This window comes from Pseudoalteromonas xiamenensis (genome assembly GCF_017638925.1).
GTDB classification, from domain to species: Bacteria; Pseudomonadota; Gammaproteobacteria; order Enterobacterales; family Alteromonadaceae; genus Pseudoalteromonas; species Pseudoalteromonas xiamenensis.
The window spans coordinates 3464562-3486770 of the sequence record NZ_CP072133.1; the positions used below are offsets into that span (position 1 = coordinate 3464562).

The following is a 22209-nucleotide window of genomic DNA, read 5'->3' on the forward strand; positions in this document are numbered from 1 at the left end:
TGACGAATAGTGTCTCGGTATCCGCTATCGCCTCTAGCTCTGTCACGGATAACGTGGCAATGGTTAACCCGCGTAAGTCGTTAGACAAGCCTGTCGTTTACCAAGTCTTCACGCGCTTGTTTGGTAATAAGAATTCAACAAACAAACCTTGGGGGACGTTGGAGGAAAACGGGGTTGGTAAGTTTTCTGATTTTACTCCAACGGCACTCAAGGAAATAAGCGCGTTAGGCGCAACGCATATCTGGTACACCGGTGTTTTGCATCATGATGTTATTGCAGACTATTCAGAATACGGCATCACAAATGACGATCCCGATGTCGTAAAAGGACGTGCCGGTTCACCCTACGCAATTAAGGATTATTACAACGTCAACCCTGATCTTGCAGAGGATCCAGCCAAGCGTCTTGCAGAGTTCGAGGCGTTAATAAAGCGCTCTCACGATGCAGGATTAAAGGTCATCATTGATATCGTCCCCAACCACATTGCGCGAAATTATCATTCGATCACATTGCCACATGGAGTTCAAAACTTTGGTGAAACGGATGACACCACAGTTGAGTACCGCCGTGACAATAATTTTTACTACATTCCCAACAAAGCGTTTGCTGTACCCGAAGATGTGAATTATCGACCTCTCGGCGGACAAGAACACCCTTTACTTGACGGAAAATTCGAAGAGATGCCTGCCAAATGGACAGGAAACGGTAGTCGAGAAGCACAACCGGGAATTCATGATTGGTATGAAACGGTTAAAGTAAACTACGGGGTAAAGCCTGATGGCAGTTATGATTTCGAACAGCTCCCAGAGTACTTTTCGTCGTTGCCTTATCAAGCTCATGCAAATTTTTGGGCAACAAAATCGGTGCCGAGTAGCTGGACCAAATTTAGACAAATCGCGGAGTATTGGTTAGATAAAGGGGTCGATGGATTTCGCTATGATATGGCCGAAATGGTCCCTGTGGAATTTTGGAGTTATTTGAATTCCTCCATAAAAATGAAAAATCCTGACGCCTTTTTACTCGCGGAAGTTTATAACCCAACTCTTTATCGACCATTTGTACACCAAGGTAAAATGGATTACCTCTATGATAAAGTCGGGTTCTACGACAACCTCAAATATTTAATGCAGGGTCATGGTAATGCAAAGGCAGTTTGGCAAGCATATGAATCCGTAAGTGACATTGAATCGCACATGTTGCACTTTCTTGAAAACCACGATGAGCAACGCATTGCGTCTCCTGAATTTGCTGGAAGTGCCGAAAAGGGCAAACCTGCGATGGTTGTGTCGCACTTGATCTCAACTGCCGCGACAATGATTTATTTCGGTCAAACAGAAGGCGAGGATGGGTCTGAAAATGCCGGTTTTGGGCAGCCAAGTCGTACCAGTATTTTCGATTATATTGGGGTTCCTGCTCATCAAGCGTGGATGAATGGGGGGAAGTTTGATGGTGGAGCGCTGACATCAAAGCAACGAGAACTGCGCGATTACTATCAAAAGTTACTCAATCTACGGTCGCTGGAGGTTGTAAAATCAGGTCAGACATATCCTCTATTACCATCCAACGATACATTACCCGTAATCGCCTTCGAGCGTGCTGATAAAGACACGAATTTAATCGTAGTAAGTAACTTCTCTGCACAGCCGCAAGACATCGCTTTGTCTTTACCAAAGCACTTAAACAGTATCTTGGTCGACATATTAGAGAATAACCCAAAACAAGAATTACGTTCAGAGACTCTGAATATTACACTCGCGCCACTTTCAAGCGCGGTTTATCAAGTTGAGAAAGAATAATGCAAAAACAAAAACCACAGTTGAGTTTTTGGCAAATCTGGAACATGTGCTTTGGTTTTCTGGGCATTCAATTTGGATTTGCCCTACAAAACGGCAACGTGAGCCGAATTTTTCAAACTCTCGGTGCTCAGGTCGATGACATTCCTATCCTATGGGTTGCGGCACCACTTACAGGTCTTATTGTCCAACCAATAATTGGTTATTGGAGTGATAAAACGTGGGGTCGATTGGGTCGACGAAGACCTTTTTTCTTACTCGGGGCGGTCCTGACCACGTTGTCTTTGTTTGTTATGCCTAATTCACCGACACTTTGGATTGCGGCCGGAATGCTTTGGATCATGGATGCATCCATCAATGTCACCATGGAACCATTTCGTGCGTTGGTAGGAGACAACCTTCCTTTAAAACAACGAGCATCAGGTTACGCAATGCAAAGTTTCTTTATTGGTGTCGGTGCCGTTGTTGCTTCGTTAATGCCGTGGATAATGACAAATTGGTTTGGTTTAAGTAATACCGCACCAGAAGGGATTATTCCTCAATCAGTCCAGTATGCGTTTTACTTTGGTGGCGCGATTTTGTTTTTTGCCGTCTTTTGGACCATTTTCAAAACAAAAGAATATACCCCTGAAGAATTGGCTTCTTTTGAGGCGGCGGAACAGGGTTTTGAAGAAAGCGCCGCTCTACGCACACTTAACTTTAGTAAAGTTGCATTGGCCCTCGGCGCGCGGGTGGCTTGGTATTGCTAACTGTGGCAAGTCTGCATTTAGAAAAAGAGCTGTATTTATTGGCAATTTTGTTATTGGGTTTCAGTGCTGTTTTGTTGATTGCCGGATACATGCAGAACAAGCAAAACGTTGAGAATGGCTTTTTTCACGTGATGTACGACTTAATTTCTATGCCACAAACCATGTGTCAACTTGCTTGGGTGCAATTTTTTTCGTGGTTTGCACTTTTTGCAATGTGGATTTACACCACCGCTGCCGTTACAAGCTTTCATTACCAAAGTACAGATGCAACCTCTAAAGCATTTAATGATGGCGCAGATTGGGTGGGCGTTTTATTCGCTGCTTACAATGGATTTGCGGCATTGGCCGCCATGTGTATTCCGTTTTTAACACGTCGATTTGGGCTAAAAGTCTCCCATGCGTTCAATTTAGTGTTGGGGGGCGTTGCGCTTGTCAGCTTCAAGTTTATAAGCGATCCGACGTTGTTGTGGGTCCCGATGATTGGGGTCGGCTTTGCATGGGCTTCGATTTTATCACTGCCTTACGCTATGTTAAGTAACGCTGTACCAGCTAAAAAAATGGGGGTGTACATGGGGATCTTCAACTTCTTCATCGTCATTCCACAATTAATGGCCGCGAGCGTACTCGGTCTAATTTTAAAGCATGCGTTTGGAAACGAACCAATATATGCGTTGATTATCGGTGGTGTGGCGTTTTTATTGGGTGCCATCGCGGTTTCGAGGGTTAAGGTGTAAAGCAAAAATGCACATGACAGAGCATAGACATAACGAAGAAGCTCTGTCATCGTTCAAAATGATAAACGAGGATAATATGAAAAAAATAAGCATTATCAGTGCATTGGCGCTAGCTGGTAACTTAGTCGGTTGTAGTCAACCAGTCACACAGTCGGTTGAATCTGTTGCGCCAGGCGCCCCTGGTGATAAGCCATTTTGGGCATATTCAGGCAAAACAGGCATCGGTACTTCCTATGAAGCCTATCATGAAGGTCGATACAGTGAGAATGAAGTCACTGGGCCTGTCTCGAAAGTATGGTTTTCAATTGCCCAAGGTATCATTACTGAATCCATGTTTGGGCTTATCCATGAAGCACAAATCCGAGATATGCAATTTGTCGTTGTGGGCGACGATTTTACGGTAACGGAAAAAGATGCATTGGACGTGTCGGTGGATTATCTTTACAAAGACTCGCAAGGACGTCCTCTATCATTAGCCTATAAAGTAGTCAGCAAAGATCCTAAAGGCCGATTCTCGCTTGAAAAGCACATTTTCACCGATCCTGACAGCCAAACACTTTTCGTACGCTCCATTTTGCATACTCAAAGGACCGACCTTCAACTTTACGTGAATGTGAATCCATACGTGAATAACAGTGGAATTGGTGACACGGCGTTTGTTGCAAAAGAGGGTTTGGTTGCACATGAGGCAGATAAATACCTCACGCTCCAAGCAAGTAAGCCTTTTGCTGTAGCGAGTGTGGGCTTTACGGGTCAAAGTGACAATTTAGCAGAGCCTCAAAGCGTCGCAGAAAATTAAAAAAGCCTATCAAAATACTGGGCAAGAGACAGGTAACATCAATTGGTTAGCTTCGGTCGGAAAAATTAAGGACGGTGAGGCAGTAGATTTCGCCTTGAGTTTCGGGCTTAGCGAAAAACTCAGTTTTGCCGAAGGTGAAAAGTCGCTAAAAGCAGGTTATCAAAAGGTACTTAGTAACTTTAACGGCGTTGGCGAGGCCTATGGTTGGGAAGATTATTTAGCCAGTTTAAAACCCCTGAATACCTTGTATGCGACGACAACCGACAATGGCAAGTTGTTAAATACATCTGCGATGGTATTGAAAGCTCAGGAAGATAAAACGTATGCGGGCGCTCTTATCGCGTCGCTATCTAATCCTTGGGGGGACACCGTTTCAGCAGAAGAAGGGAAAACAGGTTACAAAGCGGTTTGGGTACGTGACTTCTATCAAGTCGCCATGGCGTTTATGGCGATGGGCGATACAAAAACAGCACTGACAGCCTTTGAATATCTACAAAAAGTGCAAGTCTCTGAATCGACTCCGGGCAATCAAGGCGATTCAGGTTGGTTTCTACAGAAAACACATGTGGACGGTGAGCTTGAGTGGGTTGGAGTACAACTCGACCAAACCGCAATGCCAATTATGTTGGCATGGAAACTTTGGCAAGCAGGGGAATTAAGTACCGAAAAGCTCGAATACTGGTACTTCAATATGCTGAAACCTGCAGCGGATTTTCTTGTTCATGGTGGAAAAGCGAAAATTCTGTGGAATGACACTGACATTAAACCACCAATGACGCAACAGGAGCGCTGGGAGGAACAACCCGGTTATTCGCCTTCAACGACAGCCGCAGTTATTGCTGGCTTGATTACCGCAAGTGATATTGCGAAACAAGTCAAAGACGATGAAAACAGCACGTTGTATCTTGCGACTGCAATGCGATATGACGATGCGGTTGAAGAAACCATGTTCACCACTAAAGGTACGTTACCGTCTAAACAATCGGATGGTCAGTATTTCATCCGCATTGGTCAAGATGCAAATCCGAATAGCGACAGTACATTAAATCCAAATAATGGTCGAATTGGGATGGATAAAAAGCAAATCATTGATGGTGGCTTTTTAGAGTTAGTTCGTTATGGCGTACGTCAAGCAACAGCACCGAGCATCGTTGCGAGTTTGCCTGAATATGACGACGAAAGCCTTGAGGACAATCTACGTGTTCACTACTCATTCTCGTTCGACGGAGTTGAAGGTACTTTTCCTGGATACCGCCGATACGGCAATGACGGTTACGGAGAAGATTTGGTGAGTGGTGCAAATTACGCGTCCATGGGTCACAATTCGGATAACCAGCGTGGCCGAGTTTGGCCATTCTTCACAGGTGAACGTGGTCATTATGAACTCGCAGCGGTAACTCAAAAGGGTGAAGTAACAACACAGCAACTAGATGATATTCGTCACACTTATGTCAAAGGCATGGAGTTGTTTGCCAATGAGGGCATGATGTTGCCAGAACAGGTGTGGGATAATGTAGGAAAAAATACTCAACACTATCAATTTGGCGAAGGGACAAACTCAGCGACGCCACTGGCTTGGACACATGCAGAGTATGTTAAGCTAATTCGCTCGGTGTCAGACAAACAAGTTTGGGACTATTACCCGATTGTCGAAGAAAAGCTGAATAAATAGTGAAAAGCCGGCAAATGCCGGCTTTTTTATTGGGAGATGTCGCAATGAGTTATGCTTTCTAGGCCATTATATTTGAGGTCATTAACTTGTCGATGAACGTACAATTAGTTTCGGCGGGAGCAACGTTGACTCTACGGCTTCACCCCGGATCAGGTTAAGTAAATTCGCGACGATCATTTGGCCTGCTAGCGTAGTATTTTGTTGTACGGTGGTTAATGCGGGTGACACATAACTTGCCGCTGAAATATTATCAAAACCAATGACGCTGACTTCTTTAGGTACGTTTATCCCGGCTTCTTGCAAAGCCTTAATCGCGCCGATTGCAATGAGGTCACTTGCAGCAAACAGAGCGTTAAACTTGACATTGTTGGCGATGAGTGACCGAGTTGCATGGTATCCAGACATTTCAGTTGATATTGCATTGGCAATATTCCGCTCGCTAAACAAGACATTGTGTTCGGCTAAACCGTCTCGAAACCCTTTATAACGGTCAAAAAATTCAGGACTGTGATTGGACGCATCCCCGATGAATACGGCGTTCGTGCGACGAATTTGTACTAGATGCTCTGCGGCGAGTTTGCCGCCACCGTAGTTATCACACTTGACGGTGAGATCCGGACGACCATCGACGGTTGCGCCCCAGCATACAAATTTTGTATTGTTGTCGAGCAACCGCTGGAGTCGTGACTGGTAATCCACATAGTCACCATACCCGAGTAAAATAATACCGTCAGCTCGATGGCTATCTTCGTAATCAGCTCGCCAGTCATCGCTAATTTGCTGAAAGGAAACGAGTAGGTCGTAACCTTCTTTTGCACATGCTCGTGTAATGCTGCCTAGCATGTTTAAGAAGAAAGGATTTATTTGAGAGTCGTCACCTGTGGGGTCTTCAAAAAGCAAACAAGCAAGTGTACTACTTTGTTGCGTGCGCAAATTACTTGCGTTTTTGTCGACTTTATAGTTTAACTCTCGCGCAACTTCGCGAACTCGACGCTTGGTTTCTTCATTCACCAGAGGGCTGTTTCTCAATGCGCGAGAAACAGTCGATTGAGATACGCCAGCGTAATGCGCGATGTCAAAGGAAGTTGCTTTACCTTTCATAAACTACCTCAACTAAAATCATTACGTCATTGTCGGTGAATTGACATTTTTTTCAACCAATTTTGCGTTTGCTGGAAATTTTTTATTGCTGAATTCTGACACCGGTGTCATAATGTCACTGTTTTATCATTTTGTTGTCAAAACGTATTGGCTGCCCTTTGCCGAGGGCAGCATTTTTTACTTTGATAGGCGTGCAACTAATTAAATCAAAGTAAATAAGAGCAAAAAGGTGACTGCACCTTAATAACGGTCGATAAGGCCACGACAAACGAGAAAACAACATGACACAGACAACAAGTCCAAGGACAACGAATCAAAGTCAAACTGACTTTTCACCTATCTTAGTAGCTGACATCGGTGGCACCAATGCTCGTTTTGCAGTTGCTACTGATTTCGACATTCAAACCAATAGTTTTGTTATTGAACACCTCTCTATTTATCCAAGTGCCAACTTTAGCGCTTTTGAAGCAGCAATCGCCCGTTTTTTAAATGAGCTTGATATTGATAGGCCGACACGTGCTTGTCTCGCCGTTGCGGGGCCAATAAAAGGGCAGCAGGTCTATCTTACAAATCTAGGTTGGCAGTTCAATGCAGAAGAAGTGAAAGCGGAATTTGGATTTGAATCACTCCTCGTGATCAATGACTTCGCTGCATTTGCGTTTGCAGCGCCTTATTTGGACGAATCACAAAATTTACAAATTAAATCAGGACAGTCTCAGGCAAATAGTAACATTGCCGTTATGGGACCAGGTACCGGATTTGGTGCGGCTTGTCTTGCTCGTGATATTAACGGCAGTGCGGTTATGAGTTGTGAGGCAGGGCACATTTCGCTTGCAGCGGTGACAGAACTAGACAAACAATTATTAAAGGTGTTGCAGGCAAATAATCAGCACGTTTCTATCGAAACGGTGTTTTCTGGCCCCGGCATCGTGCGTTTGTATGAAGCAATGTGCGAAGTACATGGACAAGAACCAGAAGATTTGAGTGCTGCTGAAATAGCAGCGAAAGCACCGGAATGCAAAATGTGTGATGCGACACTTAATCACTTTTGTGATTGGATTGGCAGTGTAGCGGGTGATTTAGCATTGACATTTGGTGCATTAGGCGGTGTATATATAGGTGGTGGGATATTGCCACGAATGACTGAACGCTTGTTGCGCAGTCGTTTTGTAGACCGTTTTAGCGAAAAGGGATTGATGTCTCAATATACTAAACAAATCCCAGTGACACTCGTTACTCAAGAAAACATTCCGTTTATTGGGGCGGCAGCGTGTTTACATGGACGAGGTAAGTAGTCGGCGTTTATGAAAAAAGTAACCATTAATAGTGTAGCAACCTACGCGGGTGTGTCTAAAAAGACGGTGTCTCGCGTATTGAATAATGAACCAAACGTAAGCCCTGCAACACGTGAAAAGGTGTTAAAGGTATTTAAGGAATTGGACTACACGCCAAATCCAATTGCGCGTGGTTTAGCGAGAAATCGTAGTTTCATTATCGGTTGTTTATATGACAATCCAAGTAAAAGTTACATCACACGAGTCCAAAGTGGTGCGCTTGAGGCTTGCCATAAATTTGGTTACAACCTTCTTATTCACCCGTGCGAACTTCGCGGTGAAGCACTAATTGAAAACATTGAACAACTTTTACAAACGTCACGTTTGGATGGTTTAGTGCTCACTCCACCCTTTTCGGATTCAAAAGAGCTTGTTGCCTTTTTGAAGAAAAAAGGACTGCCATACGCGCGTGTAGCTTCTGCTATTGAAGAAGACGATTCAATCAGCGTTCGTAGTAATGATGAACAGGGGGCGCTTGAGCTTACTGAGCATTTAATTAAACTCGGGCACAAAGAAATCGCGTTTATTAAAGGCCACCCTGATCACTCGGCGACGGAACTTCGTTTTAGTGGCTACAAGAAAGCACTAGCAAATCATGGTATTGCATTTGAACCTCGATTAGTTGCAGAAGGTAACTTTAGTTATCATTCAGGGGCTGATAGTGCGAAGACCATTTTGGACCTAAATCCACGTCCTACGGCTGTTTTTGCGTCAAATGATTACATGGCTGCTGCGGTATTAAAATTGGCAACACAACGTCAACTCAAAGTACCAGAAGCACTTTCCATCGCTGGATTTGATAACGCACCTATTGCGCGCCATATTTGGCCAGGCTTAACGACGATTGCTCAACCGGTTGAGGAAATGACGCGATTGGCGGTAGAGCATTTGATCCTATCGATTACAGAATCGCCGGATATGGTGTTCCAAACCGTTCTTGAAGCAAAACTCATTTGCAGAGAGTCAACGGCTCCACTTGAGAAATAAAGATTTCAGTTACTTGTCAAAGGCACCTTCGGTGCCTTTTTTCGTTTTGCATCTTCCTTTATCAATTATCTAAACAATACTTATCTCAATGCCGCCAAGCGGCAGAAGGCTGATTCTCATGGCGCAATTCAGCAGTGAAACGATTAAAAATCGCATAAAAGAGAAAAGTGTCCAAGCAAATCATTATTAGGCTTTTTGATTTAGTAATGTAAAAATGGGTATAAGATATTTCAAATTATTATAAGGTTCCGTTAATGTCTTTAGAGTCCATGAGCGCCGGTTCTCCCGTCTATTTAGATGCAAACGCTACGACACCTGTTTTGCCTTCTATCGTTGAGGTTGTGACGCATGCCATGCAGGTTTGTTTCGGTAATCCTTCAAGTTCCCATATTACGGGAGTGCAAGCGAAACATCTCATGGAACAGGCGAGACAGCGTGCGAGAGAACTAGTTGGGGCAGGGCATGGTGATATTCTTTTCACCTCTGGCGCAACCGAAGGCATTCAAACCGCAATAGTTTCCGCGTTACTAAATGCGAAGAAAAATGTTACTCCGGAGTCTGTGTTGCTGTACGGGGCGACAGAACATAAGGCGGTACCTAACACGTTAAAACATTGGAATCAGGTACTGGGCATAAACGCACGAATTTTGTCCATTCCTGTTGATAGAAATGGCTTACTTGATCTCGCGTTTATCGAAGCGCATGCCAAAGATGCACTAATGCTTTGTACTATGGCTGTGAATAACGAAACTGGTGTTATTCAAGATCTGAATGCTATAGAAGCCGTAATTCGAAGCCAAAATATGGAATGTGCTTGGATGGTAGATTGTGTTCAAGCGTTAGGTAAACGGAATCTAGTTTTAAGTGAAACAACCATTGATTACGCACCATTCTCTGGGCATAAACTCTATGCACCAAAAGGAATTGGTATGTTATACATCCGCCATAATGCACCGTATACGCCGTTTATCGCCGGAGGTGGGCAAGAAAGTGGAATGCGTTCTGGCACGGAAAATTTGCCCGGTATAGCGAGTTTAAATGAGCTATGTCGCCTACTGCTTGACGCGGAACAATCGCCGTTTCAATCACATGAGCAACTCGGACATTACCGTGACATGCTTAAAGAGGCGGTTGTCGATACCTTTGAGCAAGTGTCTTTTCATCATGATTTTGCACGTTCAGTGCCGACTACGCTTAACTTCTCCGTCGATAATTTAACCTCTAAAGAGGTTATCGATTTGTTTGATGCTGCAGGCATTCGTGTGAGTGGTGGATCTGCGTGCAGTTCAGGGTCAAACCGGAGTTTCGTGCTGGATGCCATGGGATTATCTGATTGGCAGAGTGAAAATGCGATCCGCATGTCTTTTGGGCCAGCGGATACTATGGAGCAGATAGAGGAAGCGTGCAGACGTATTCGCTCTTTAAAACCAATCCTAGCGCAAAATTGTTTAATCGTCTCAGACAGCCAATACCCCAATCAGGAGGCATGCGCAATTGGAGTCACCCAATTTCGTCATCAAGGTGCATGTTGTTGGCTCTATGTAGCTGCCAATCGAGAAGCTGTGATTATTGACCCAATTGTAGAACTTCTGCCAAGACTTGAACGCTTAATTCAAAAGCAACAACTAATTGTCAAAGCGGTACTAGACACGCATAACCACCAAGACAGATCATCAGGTCACGTGATATTAAGTGACATGCTTGGTTTTGATAGCTCACAAAGCGATGCCTTGGGTTGGCCTCGCAACCTAGATGAAATCAAAGTTGGTGACGCAACGTTAAAATCAGTGAAAACACCGGGACACTCTACGGACAGTGTGAGTTATTTGCTTTATCAGACTGAGCGAGTTGTGCTGTGCTTTTGTGGCGACTTGGTGTTACCGCATGGGTTAGGGGCGACACACAAAGAGGGTGGAGATGCCTTCTCAATGGCCAGCAGTTTGATGAATTTAGATACGGTTCTAAGTCCTGATACCGTTATGTGTTCTGCACACGACTACAAACAATGCTTTGCAATCACGTGGAAAGTGCAAAAAGGTCAGTTGCCTTTGTTGTTTGCGTTAACTTCCGGTGCGCTAAGTGTCGAAGATTTCGTCGCGGATAAGGCTGCACAGAGTGTTCAAGAAGCGGAACCCGAGCAATTGGATCTGTGTGGTTTTATCAATGCAGTACAAAACAGTGCGTTCGAAGAGTTGAATGCGACAAATGCAGTCGAGTGGATGCACGCAAATAACGCGACGCTCATTGATACGAGAGAAGCCTATGAGCACAGCGCTCAATGCACCCCTTGTTCAGTGATCCAAGAATCCGAAGAAGTTTTAAATATTCCTCTCAGTCGTATGGCGGATGCGATATTGCGTGGGATTATCACGCCAGATAATGCGTATGTGTTGCTTTGTAGAACAGGCAATCGTTCGCGACAAGCCGCAACGACTTTACGCAATTTGGGGTTCACCAAGGTGTGCAATTTGAAAGGAGGCGTGGCGCTAAGTTAGCGCCACCGCAATCGTAATCTGAAATTACTCACTTTTGTTAGAGCTTTCTCGTACAACCATAGACGGGGTGAACACCGTCATGATTTCTTTGTCCAGATTCCGAGGTCCACGAATTTTACTAAACAATAAACGGGCAGCGTGCTGTGAAATGACGTCGTTTTCCTGATGCGCTGTAGTTAACTTTGGCCAAGTTTGCTTCGAGAATGGAGAGTCTTCGAAACCAGTAATTGATAACTGTGCTGGAATGGCGACATTCATCAATCTTGCTGCGAACAACGCACCTGCGGCGATTTCATCGTTACCACCCATAATCGCAGAAATATTGAATTTATTGCCATCTTCCAGAAACGCCTTAGCACCTTGTACACCGGACTCAAAAGAGTAGTTACCACGGTAGACGAGTTTTTCATCGAAGACTAAGCGGTTGTCTTTGAGTGCATCTTGATATCCACTTAAGCGCTCAGCAGTTGATTTATGTTCTTCGTCACCACACAAAAATGCAATGTTCGTGTGACCGTGGCGTATTAAATGTTCGGTTATTTCATATGAGGCCGCATAGTCGTTAACGTAAATGCAGTTTTTTGATTCATTTTCGTCTTGAGAAGGGCGTCCAGAAAGAATGCGAACAAATTCAACATCGAGTGACTCGAGCAAATCGATAATATCTTGTTGTTCAGACAAAGGCGGCGTGAGGACAAGTCCGGCTAAGCGAGAACGCTTTATCATTGTTTGGAATTCTTCAACCATGTTCTCATCTGAGTAACTACACGGATGAATAACCAGTTCATAACCTTCTCTTCTACATCGTGATAATACGCCATTTTGCATATCAATGACGTAGTAGGCGTTGGGATTATCATACACGAGTCCTACGGTAAACGATGAAGTACCTGCTAGATTTCGTGCGGCTAAATTAGGCTGATAGTTAAGCTCTTTTACTGCGCTCATCACGATGTCATAGGTTTTTTTGCGAACCGAAGGCTCATTGTTTATAACACGCGATACGGTCTTCATCGACACGCCAGCGAGTTTCGCTACGTCGTTAATAGTGACTTTCATTTTATTATTCTTAAACCTTTCTATCAGAAAATGAGCAATTGTTTCATTAAAATATCATGCTTAATAGCTAGTCTATCGGAAGTCAAAAAGAATTAGCAGCAAAAAGATCATAAATAAATTTATGATACCGGTGTCAAAAGCGAAAAATTCAGCTATTATGCGCAATATAAACTGGAAAAGAAGATGTTTGACAGCGTTGTCATTTTAACTTATCGTTAACTACAACGAACAATATCTTTTTGCAGATTTTGCAATGAGCTAGATAAAAAATCTTATTATTCAGCTTGTTGTGTTTTAGGGGAAAGTTACATATGAGTTGCCGTTCACAACTTACCAGTTGGAAAGTGTTGTCAGAAAGTGCTAAGAAATTAGGTGGTGTTCACCTGAAATCACTTTTTGAACAAGACAAACAGCGTTTTGAAAAATTTTCATGCCAAATTCCAGGTGTGTTGTTTGATTATTCAAAGCAGCTCATAACTCCTGAAGTTAAATCTCAGTTAATTCAGCTTGCTGAAGAATGTAATGTTGCGCAATGGCGCAATCGCATGTTCTCAGGTGAAAAAATCAATTTCACTGAAAATCGTTCTGTGTTGCATGTAGCGTTGCGTAATCGCGACAACACTCCATTGATTGTTGATGGAGTGAATGTTACGGAACAAGTAAATGCTGAACTGGCGAAAATAAAACAATTTACAGAACAAGTACGTTCTGGCGATTGGCGTGGTTATACAGGCAAAGCGGTAAAAAACGTAGTTGCAATCGGGGTTGGTGGTTCGAATCTCGGTCCTCAAATGGTGACTGAAGCGCTGGCTTCATTTGCTGATGATACGCTGGATATCTATTACGTTTCGAACGTTGATGGGGTGCAATTAGCTCATGTGTTAAACAAGCTAGACCCAGAAACAACGTTATTCGTCGTGTCATCTAAAACGTTCACCACGTCAGAGACAATGACAAATGCACGCTCTTCAGTAGCATGGATTTTGGCGTCAGCACAAGACGACGCTGCAATAGCAAAACATTTTGTTGCTGTCAGTACAAATTTGGAAAAAACACGTGCATTTGGTATAGCAGATGAAAACGTGTTTACAATGTGGGACTGGGTAGGTGGCCGTTTCTCTTTGTGGAGTGCGATAGGGTTACCAATTGCGTTGTATCTTGGTTTTGAGGCGTTTCAAGATATTCTTGAAGGCGCATTTGAGATTGATGAGCACTTCAAAACGGCAGAAGCAGGTGAAAATATTCCACTGTTAATGGCGTTATTGAGTCTTTGGAACACGAGTTTTCTCGGTCATAAAGCTCAGGCGATACTCCCATATGACCAAGCGCTGCACATGTTGCCTGCTTATTTGCAACAAGGTGAGATGGAAAGTAATGGTAAATCAGTGTCTTTTGATGGACAAACTGTACCTTACACTACGGTCCCGCTTATTTGGGGCATGACTGGTATTAACGGTCAGCACGCGTTTTATCAGTATTTACATCAAGGCAATACAATCGTGCCTGCGGACTTTATCGCGTCGATCAAGCCACAAGTGGCGATGGGAGCTCATCACGATATTTTGATGTCGAACTTCTTTGCGCAAACCGAAGCTATGATGGCCGGTGTTGATGAAGTAGCTGTACGTGCAGATTTAGTCGCTAAAGGAAAGTCGGAAGACGAAATTCAGGCTTTACTCGCGCATAAAATTCATCAAGGTAATAGACCAACAACGTCTATTATTTTGGATACCGTTGATGCTAAGGCGGTCGGTCGCTTAGTTGCGATGTACGAACATAAGATCTTTAGCCAAGGTATCTTGTTACAAATTTGTTCTTTTGACCAATGGGGCGTAGAGTTAGGCAAAGGTCTTGCTTCGAAGATTGAAAGCGAGTTGTTGAACGAAGATGTAAACCATGAGCATGATAGTTCAACGTCAAGTCTAATTGCTTACTATAAATCCCGCCGATAAAGAATTGGTTGCACTACGCAGCAGAAACGAATTCACGCAATGTGAGATAGAATACCTTTGAACGGGTAGCGCTGGAGTTCTTAGGGCCTGTATTTTTGTGAGAGGAATTACAGTGCCCCTAAGGCTCATTTAATCGAATAACAACAACTTCAGCCTGACTATTGCAATCGAATTCAACGTTCATTTAAACAAACATTTGATACTGTTTAAATTTAGAGTAATCCATATTCTTGCCCAATCAGGTATGACTGATGGGCCTCAACGAGTAGAGAGACGACTATGCTTAATCCTTTTGATATTGTGATTTTTGGCGGTGGTGGAGATCTTGCCCTTCGCAAGTTGCTTCCTGCAATGTACAGAGCATATCAAGAAGGGAACTTGCCTGAAGGGACGCGTATCCTACCTACAGTCAGAGAGCCGGCCAAACAAGAAGAATACGTTGAAATGGCAAATCAGGCGCTTCAGGCTCATTTAGGTCAAGGCGAATACAATAAAAAGGATTGGCAAGCCTTCTCTGCCTATCTAGTTCCCGTTGTTATTAATGTTACAGAAGAAGATAACCATTGGGACACGCTAAAATCAATTTTGGATACGGAAGCTGAAGACCGCTCTCGCGTATTCTATTTGTCGTTACCTCCTGCTGTTTATGGTCGTTGTTGCGAAATCTTATCTATTAAAGGGCTGATTACCGAAACGTCACGCGTCGTGGTAGAAAAACCAATTGGCTATTGTGGTAAGTCTGCAGAAGAAATTAACTCGAAAATAGCACAATACTTTGAAGAAAACCAAATCTTCCGAATCGACCATTACTTAGGTAAAGAAACCGTTCAAAACTTAATGGCTTTGCGTTTTTCAAATTCATTGTTTGAAAACATGTGGGATGCAAAAGTCATCGACAATATTCAGATTAGCATCTCAGAAACGGTCGGTTTAGAAAGCCGAGCTGGCTTTTATGATAAAGCTGGTGCACTGAGAGACATGATCCAAAATCACTTATTGCAGCTACTTTGCCTTGTGGCTATGGAATCTCCGCACAAATTAAATGCGAACAGTATTCGAGCAGAAAAGCTTAAAGTGCTTGAAGCGCTACGTCCTCTTATTGATGATAACGTAGACAAAAATATTGTTCGTGGCCAATATGTACCGGGTGACTTAGCTGGTAAATTGGTGCCTGGATACCTGGAAGAACTCGGTGAAGGGTCAAGTAAAACAGAGACCTTTGTCGCTATTCGCGCGCACATCGATAATTGGCGTTGGGCTGGGGTGCCATTCTACCTTAGAACGGGTAAACGTATGAAAAAGCGTTGTGCCGAAATCGTTGTAGAATACAAAAAGGTATCTCATAACGTCTATGGCGAGGGGGTAGGTCCTATTCAACCAAATCGCTTAGTCATTCGTTTACAGCCAGAAGAAAGCATTCAATTAACGCTGATGTCAAAGCGAATGGACAATTTAGAAATGCAACTTGAGCCAGTTACGTTAAACATTGAACTGAGCCAAAAATATACGAACACCTATTATTCAGATGCGTATAAGCGTCTAATGTTGGATGCTGCAGCGAATAATCCATCATTGTTCATTCACCGTGACGAAGTGCGCCAAGCTTGGCAATGGATTGATCCAATCATCGAACGCTGGCAGAAAAAAGGCAGTCCTGCACTTTACCGAGCTGGGAGCTGGGGACCGGATGACGCTGATGAGTTACTTCAAGAAAACAATCACGTTTGGTTCAACGCTGGAGAGAAGTGTTAATGGCGACAATCACGGAACATTTCTTCGAAAGCAAAGAGGTAATGACATCTAAGCTTGCAATGTTGCTTGAAAATGAACTTTCAGAAGCGATTAGGACATCAAATCAAGCTGTACTTGGCGTGTCTGGCGGTTCTTCACCGAAAGCGGCTTATGAATATTTGTCGACCGTCAATCTTGGTTGGGCCAATATTACCGTTGCTATGGTTGATGAGCGTTGGGTTGATGCGTCACATGAAAAGTCAAATGAGGCGTTTATAAAAGCGACGCTTTTACAAAATTTCGGCGCAGCAGCATCGTTTGTTACGATGAAAAACTCGGCACCAACGGCAATCCTAGGGCATAGTGATGTCGAATACGCGTATCGTGCAATCGGAAAACCGTTCGACGTAACAATACTTGGTATGGACTCTGATGGACACACTGCGTCTTTATTTCCTCACGCAGATGGACTCGAAGAAGCACTAAAAACCGATAATCTGACCGCTGCGATTAATGCGATTGAAAGCGAAGTGACAGGTTCCATTACTGAGCGAATGACACTTTCATTAAATGGTATTGCAACAAGTAAACATGTTATCTTACTCATTAGTGGTGAAGATAAGAAAGCTGTTTATGAACAAGCTAAAGCGGGTGGGGTAGTAGAAGACATGCCGCTTCGAGCTGTATTGAATCAAAAAGATTTGAAATTAACCGTATTTTGGTCGCCGTAAGACCCAAAATCAGATCATAAAAAGCGTCGAAAGGCGCTTTTTAAATTTTAACAGCACACACACCGCATATCTAAAAAAATCAAACTATAAATCAAAAGCTTATATTTATTTTCTCGATTTTTTTAGCCAACACTAAACGAACCGCTAAGCTCTTGCCCTTTTTCTAAAGCAAAACGTTGTGAACAGACTAGACGTGACTGATCTGAAAAACATCTTAACGCGATTTTTGTCATTTAATGGTGGAAATAATGATGCTTGGGTTATATAATGACAGCGCTGTCATTGATAGGTAATCTCAATTCCCTGAATCGCAAACTTTGCCCAGTGAGCAATTCTTTAAATTATCGACATACCCAAAAAAGGTAAAGTTGGCGTTGTTTTTGCCGTGTTTTACTTCTAATTTCTGTCTTTATTGTGTTATATTCCTCGCGTTTAAATGTAACAAATCACAACTAATTTTTAAAATACCCAATAAAAACAATGGCTAATAGACTCTTTTTGGTAGTGTTTTACTACGAAAAAAAGTGTAGCTAAATTGTAATTTTGGGTGTATGGTTTGTTATTAGATGACAGCGTTGTCATCTTCACTGGGCAGAAGTGATTTAAAAACCAACAAAATGATTCAAGGGGAATCCTGTGTTAGCTAATAATTTTAAGAAAAGCTTACTTGCTATAAATGTAGGTATCGTTCTCGCAGGCGCTGGTTCGATTGGTGCTGTTCAAGCTGCTGATCAAGTGCAGGCTCAAGAAAGTGTTGAAGTTATTGAAGTTCGTGGTTTACGAGCGTCAAATAAGGCCAACATCAATGAAAAGCGTTTTGCAAACAGCATCGTAGATGCGGTGAATGCGGAAGACATCGGTAAATTACCTGATGCAGACGTAGGTCAAGCACTTGGCCGTATTCCTGGTATCACCGTAGGTCGCGCGTTTGGTCAAGGTTCATCAGTATCGATTCGTGGTACAGATCCTCGTATGACGTTAACCACGTTAAATGGTCAAAATGTTGCGTCAACGGGTTGGTACGACCAAATGAACATTGACCGTTCATTTAACTACTCAATGCTACCTGCAGAATTGATTGGTGGTATGGAAGTTTACAAATCAACTCAGGCAAACATTGTTGAGGGCGGTATCGGTGGTACGGTTATCGTTAAAACTCGTAAGCCACTTGATTTAAAAGCTAACCAAATGTTTGCATCTGTAAAAGGCGAATACGGCACGCTAAACGAAAATGTAGCTCCTGATATTTCTGCATTGTACAGTTGGAAAAACGAAGAAGAGTCTTTTGGTGTTCTAGTTGCTGGAGCGTACGTTGACCGTGAATATCTACGCCAAGGTACAGAAGCTGACTTAGATTGGGGTGGTCGTTCGTCTATCCAGCCTTCAAGCTTCCTCCAATCACAAGAGCGCAAAGCGCTAGATACAACTTTCCAATTCCGTCCTTCTGAAAACTTAGACTTTGATTTTCATGTATTAAAACTAAAGCTGGGTGCGGATAGTATTGGTGCTAACATGTACATCAATACTGACACAGATTGGGGTGATGGTGATTCATTCTGTCAAAAATTCAATGGTGCTGGTGTTTGTACAGTTAGCGTAACACCAGAAGATAAAGCGTCTAAAATCTTCTTCCAAAACTGGAACTCGTCAAGGCGAAATGACGTCTGACACTTATGAGTTCAATGGAAACTACAAGGGCGAAAACTATTCAATCGCTGCAACTGTGGGCCGTACAAAAGCGGAAGGCGGTACTCAGATGAGTGCGAACTTCGGTTACGGTTGGTGGGGTGACAAGTTTGGTGCGGTAAAATGGAGTGGTACTGTTGATGCAACGGGTAAACAAATCCGTATCGATGGTAAGGACATGGGCTTTACACGCGAGCAACTTGATACAACAGTAGGCACGTCAACTTGGACTGGTATTAAAGGTCCAAACGAAGATAAAGAAACCTACGCTCAGGTTGATTTAGATCTTGATTTAGATTTTGATGTAATCAACAAGTTTGAAGCAGGTGTGCGTGTTACTAAACATGAATTTGTTAAACAAGAATATCGCGCTATCTACGATGCAAACAAAGAAAATAGTTTCCAAACGTCGGACCTTTATAGCGGCACAATGCCTTTAGGTTATGACGGTTGGACAATTCCTAAAGCAAACCTTGATGCAATGATTAATGCAACGTTGTCACTCGTTGATCAATTCGCTTATAGCCGTCCAGCTTACGGAAAAATAGAAGAAGATAACTTCTCTGCATACGGTATGTTCTCGTTTGCTTCTGAAGATTATCGTGGTAATTTTGGCGTACGTTATGTTAAGACTGACGTAACATCGAGCGGCCACGTAATCGATAACTCTCCAGCAGATATTTTAGGCGTTAACGCTGGTTGGAGTGAAGAGCTACACTCTGTAGATGGCAGTTACAGTGAGTTTTTACCAAGTTTGAACGTTGCGTACAGCCTATCTGAAGATAAGATTATCCGTTTTGCAGCTGGTCAAGCGATCACGCGCCCGAACTACGATAACTTATTCTTATCTGCTTCAACGGGTTACCCTGATGATCGTGATTTCAACGAACAAATTACATATGGTAATCCAGACCTTAAACCAATGAAGGCAACTCAAGCTGATTTAAGTTTTGAATACTATTATGGTGATGGCAACCTTGCATCTGCAACGTTGTTCTACAAAGATATTTCAAACTTTATCGTTGCTACAACTGAAACAAATCAACAAATCGGTGTAATTAATAACGATATTCCTACGCCTGCAGACATTTGGACAGTCAACAACTATAAGAATGCTGGCGGTGGTGAGATTTTCGGTCTTGAACTTCAAGTCAACCACGCTTGGGATAATGGTTTTGGCGTCAACGTGAACTATACATACGCGGATGCGCAAGCTCCAGCAGAAGTATATACTGATAACCTAAGCAAATTTACAGAAGCATCTGAGCACAGTGCAAACCTTGTGGCATACTGGGAAAACGATGTTTACTCAGCTCGTGCAGCATATAACTGGCGTTCAGAGTACATGATCCGTGAATACGGCGCGTACTATGGTAACCGTATGCATGATGACTTCGGTACACTTGATTTAACATTCGGTTGGAACATTAACGAGAACCTAGTTGCACGTCTTGAAATTGTTAACTTAACAGAAGAAGACGATGTTCAATACGGTGCAGCGGGTGTTGGCACTGCGGTAAAACCGGCTCTACAAGATGACTTCCCAACGTGGTCATTCCGTGGAGAAGCGATTTACCGTGTAGGTGTAAGCTTCCAGTTCTAATTGCTCGAACGTTGAGAAAAACCCAGTGTATGCTGGGTTTTTTTTTGGTAGGAGATAGCGTATGCAAATAAAAAAAGTGGCTATCATCGGTGGCGGTACGGCAGGGTGGTTAGCTGCAAATCACCTTGGTGCAGAACTAAGCCACAATTCATTGTTGGAAATCACCGTAATTGAATCGCAAGATGTGCCTTCTATTGGTGTGGGGGAAGGGACTGTTCCCTATATTATGAACAGCCTAAAGCGCTTTGGAATTTCTGAAGCGGAGTTTCTTGTTAAATGCGATGCGACCTTCAAACAAGGGATTAAATTTGTTAATTGGTTAGATACAAACATTCATGGTGATAATCACTACTATCATCCATTTGATGTGCCTTATCCGAAGGGATTTAATGTCACCTCTTATATGTTGACCAAAGGGTTACGTTTTGACTCTGTAGGTATTCAAGCAGACTTATGCGAACTTGGGTTGTCGCCAAAGCATAAATCCAATGGTGATTACGAGGGCGTCGTGTCCTATGCTTATCATTTCAACGCACTTAAATTCGCAGAGCTGTTATCGAACAATGCAAAAAGAAGATTTGGTATTAAGCACTTAATCGCGACAATTAAATCAGCGACAAAAGATGAATTTGGTAATGTAAGCAGTTTAGTCACGCGAGATAACGAGGAGCTTCAGTTTGACTTTTATGTTGATTGCAGTGGATTTTCTTCCATTGTCATCGATAAAACACTGCAAACTCCTTTTGTTTCTAAGTCAGAAGAACTCATTGTGGATACCGCGCTCGTTCAACAAGTGGATTTGGCTGCGAATGAAGAAATAAGGCCGTACACGACCGCGACTGCCCATTCGGCTGGGTGGATATGGGATATACCGCTTACGAATAGGCGTGGCACTGGATTTGTGTATTCCAGTAAATACATGAGTGAACAGGAGGCTAAAACACAATACGCGAAGTATTTAAAAATCCCTGAATCCGATTTCAATCCGAGAAAAATACCAATGGAAGTTGGTTATAGAGAGTTTTTTTGGAATAAAAATTGTGTAGCGTTGGGACTGGCACAGGGGTTCGTTGAGCCATTGGAAGCTACGTCAATTTTATTGACAGATTTTTCTGCGGAATTATTGTGTCGCAATTTTCCAAGAACAATTGAAGATATTCCTACGCTCCAAGAAGATTTTAATCGAGCGACTAGGTATGCGTGGGATAGAACTGTGGACTTTATCAAACTGCATTATTGTATTTCTGACCGACAAGACAGCGGCTTTTGGGAAGAAAATAGGGATGTTAGAACGTGGTCGAAGGAACTAACTCAAAAGTTGCAGAAATTTAAGCTAAGGCCTCCCATCCAATCCGATTTTTTTAGTCGTTTTGAGTTGTTTGATGATAAAAACTTCCAGTATGTGTTGTATGGCATGCAGTATTCGACTGATCTACCTAATATGAACAATATTGAATTTGAGAAATGTGAGCAGATACTTGGGGAAAATCCGGTACACTTAGATAATGCAAAGCGTAATTTAATGCTACACCGCCAATGGCTCGATGGGCTTAACAAAGCGATGGCGCGGCTAGAGCGCTGAGCATCCATATACTCCTTTAGCAATAAAGACCGCTTTTCAATAATGCAAAAGCGGTTTCTCCTTACTGGGTAGTATGTTTTTTGTTCTATCCCTTCTGATGTTTTAATCTTCTACTTCAATACTCCGCCCTAGAAAATGATACTTAAATGTTAAAGATGAAAAAATTACAATAAATTATTTGGATAAGTTGTGGATTATTTG

Annotated in this window: 12 protein-coding genes and 2 pseudogenes; 12 read left to right on the top strand and 2 right to left on the bottom strand. The window is 42.9% G+C overall.

Going from position 1 to position 22209, the window contains the following annotated elements:
- The first annotated feature begins 59 nt into the window (after positions 1-59).
- The 3 genes and pseudogenes from J5O05_RS16805 to J5O05_RS16815 all read left to right on the top strand — a co-directional run bounded on the left by J5O05_RS16805 (position 60) and on the right by J5O05_RS16815 (position 5747).
- Entirely contained in the window at positions 60-1796 is a 1737-nt protein-coding gene (locus tag J5O05_RS16805; RefSeq protein ID WP_244370033.1) for an alpha-amylase family glycosyl hydrolase, read from the top strand.
- Positions 1796-3276 (top strand): annotated as a pseudogene (locus J5O05_RS16810) (MFS transporter). The gene J5O05_RS16805 and the pseudogene J5O05_RS16810 overlap by 1 nt, the downstream one beginning before the upstream one ends.
- Positions 3277-3352: 76 nt before the next feature.
- Positions 3353-5747 (top strand): annotated as a pseudogene (locus tag J5O05_RS16815) (glycoside hydrolase family 15 protein).
- An 81-nt stretch (positions 5748-5828) separates the two neighbouring features.
- Here J5O05_RS16815 and J5O05_RS16820 read toward each other — a convergent pair.
- Positions 5829-6848 (bottom strand): LacI family DNA-binding transcriptional regulator, encoded by a 1020-nt coding sequence (locus J5O05_RS16820; RefSeq protein ID WP_208843045.1) that lies wholly within the window; start codon positions 6846-6848, stop codon positions 5829-5831.
- A gap of 281 nt (positions 6849-7129) precedes the next feature.
- On the opposite strand from J5O05_RS16820, the gene glk reads away from it, so the two are divergent.
- The 3 genes from glk (at position 7130) to J5O05_RS16835 (ending at position 11664) form a co-directional block, all read left to right on the top strand.
- Entirely contained in the window at positions 7130-8143 is a 1014-nt protein-coding gene (glk, locus tag J5O05_RS16825) for a glucokinase (protein ID WP_208843046.1), read from the top strand.
- Positions 8144-8152: 9 nt separating this feature from the next.
- Positions 8153-9169 carry a LacI family DNA-binding transcriptional regulator gene (locus tag J5O05_RS16830; RefSeq protein ID WP_208843047.1) on the top strand — a complete coding sequence of 339 codons (1017 nt, stop codon included), beginning with the start codon at positions 8153-8155 and terminating at the stop codon, positions 9167-9169.
- A gap of 254 nt (positions 9170-9423) precedes the next feature.
- Entirely contained in the window at positions 9424-11664 is a 2241-nt protein-coding gene (locus tag J5O05_RS16835) for an aminotransferase class V-fold PLP-dependent enzyme (RefSeq protein WP_208843048.1), read from the top strand.
- A 24-nt stretch (positions 11665-11688) separates the two neighbouring features.
- Here J5O05_RS16835 and J5O05_RS16840 read toward each other — a convergent pair whose 3' ends face one another.
- Complete coding sequence (locus J5O05_RS16840) at positions 11689-12723, bottom strand: LacI family DNA-binding transcriptional regulator (RefSeq protein WP_208843049.1); 1035 nt, start codon at positions 12721-12723, stop codon at positions 11689-11691.
- A 311-nt stretch (positions 12724-13034) separates the two neighbouring features.
- Between J5O05_RS16840 and pgi the strand changes: the two genes are divergently transcribed.
- The 6 genes from pgi (at position 13035) to J5O05_RS16865 (ending at position 22008) form a co-directional block, all read left to right on the top strand.
- Positions 13035-14675, top strand: coding sequence for a glucose-6-phosphate isomerase (gene pgi, locus J5O05_RS16845; RefSeq protein ID WP_208843050.1), 1641 nt, complete (start codon positions 13035-13037; stop codon positions 14673-14675).
- Positions 14676-14954: 279 nt separating this feature from the next.
- Complete coding sequence (gene zwf / locus J5O05_RS16850) at positions 14955-16427, top strand: glucose-6-phosphate dehydrogenase (protein ID WP_208843051.1); 1473 nt, start codon at positions 14955-14957, stop codon at positions 16425-16427.
- Positions 16427-17137, top strand: a complete 711-nt coding sequence (gene pgl, locus J5O05_RS16855) for a 6-phosphogluconolactonase (protein WP_208843052.1) — start codon at positions 16427-16429, stop codon at positions 17135-17137. Before zwf ends, pgl begins: the two co-directional genes overlap by 1 nt.
- A gap of 636 nt (positions 17138-17773) precedes the next feature.
- Positions 17774-18805: a TonB-dependent receptor plug domain-containing protein gene (locus J5O05_RS22010; RefSeq protein WP_244369698.1), complete on the top strand. Its 1032-nt coding sequence runs from the start codon at positions 17774-17776 to the stop codon at positions 18803-18805.
- Entirely contained in the window at positions 18795-20426 is a 1632-nt protein-coding gene (locus J5O05_RS22015) for a TonB-dependent receptor (RefSeq protein ID WP_244369700.1), read from the top strand. The genes J5O05_RS22010 and J5O05_RS22015 overlap by 11 nt, the downstream gene beginning before the upstream one ends.
- Positions 20427-20487: 61 nt before the next feature.
- On the top strand, positions 20488-22008 hold the full coding sequence (locus J5O05_RS16865; protein ID WP_208843053.1) for a tryptophan halogenase family protein: 1521 nt from the start codon (positions 20488-20490) through the stop codon (positions 22006-22008).
- Positions 22009-22209 lie beyond the last annotated feature (201 nt).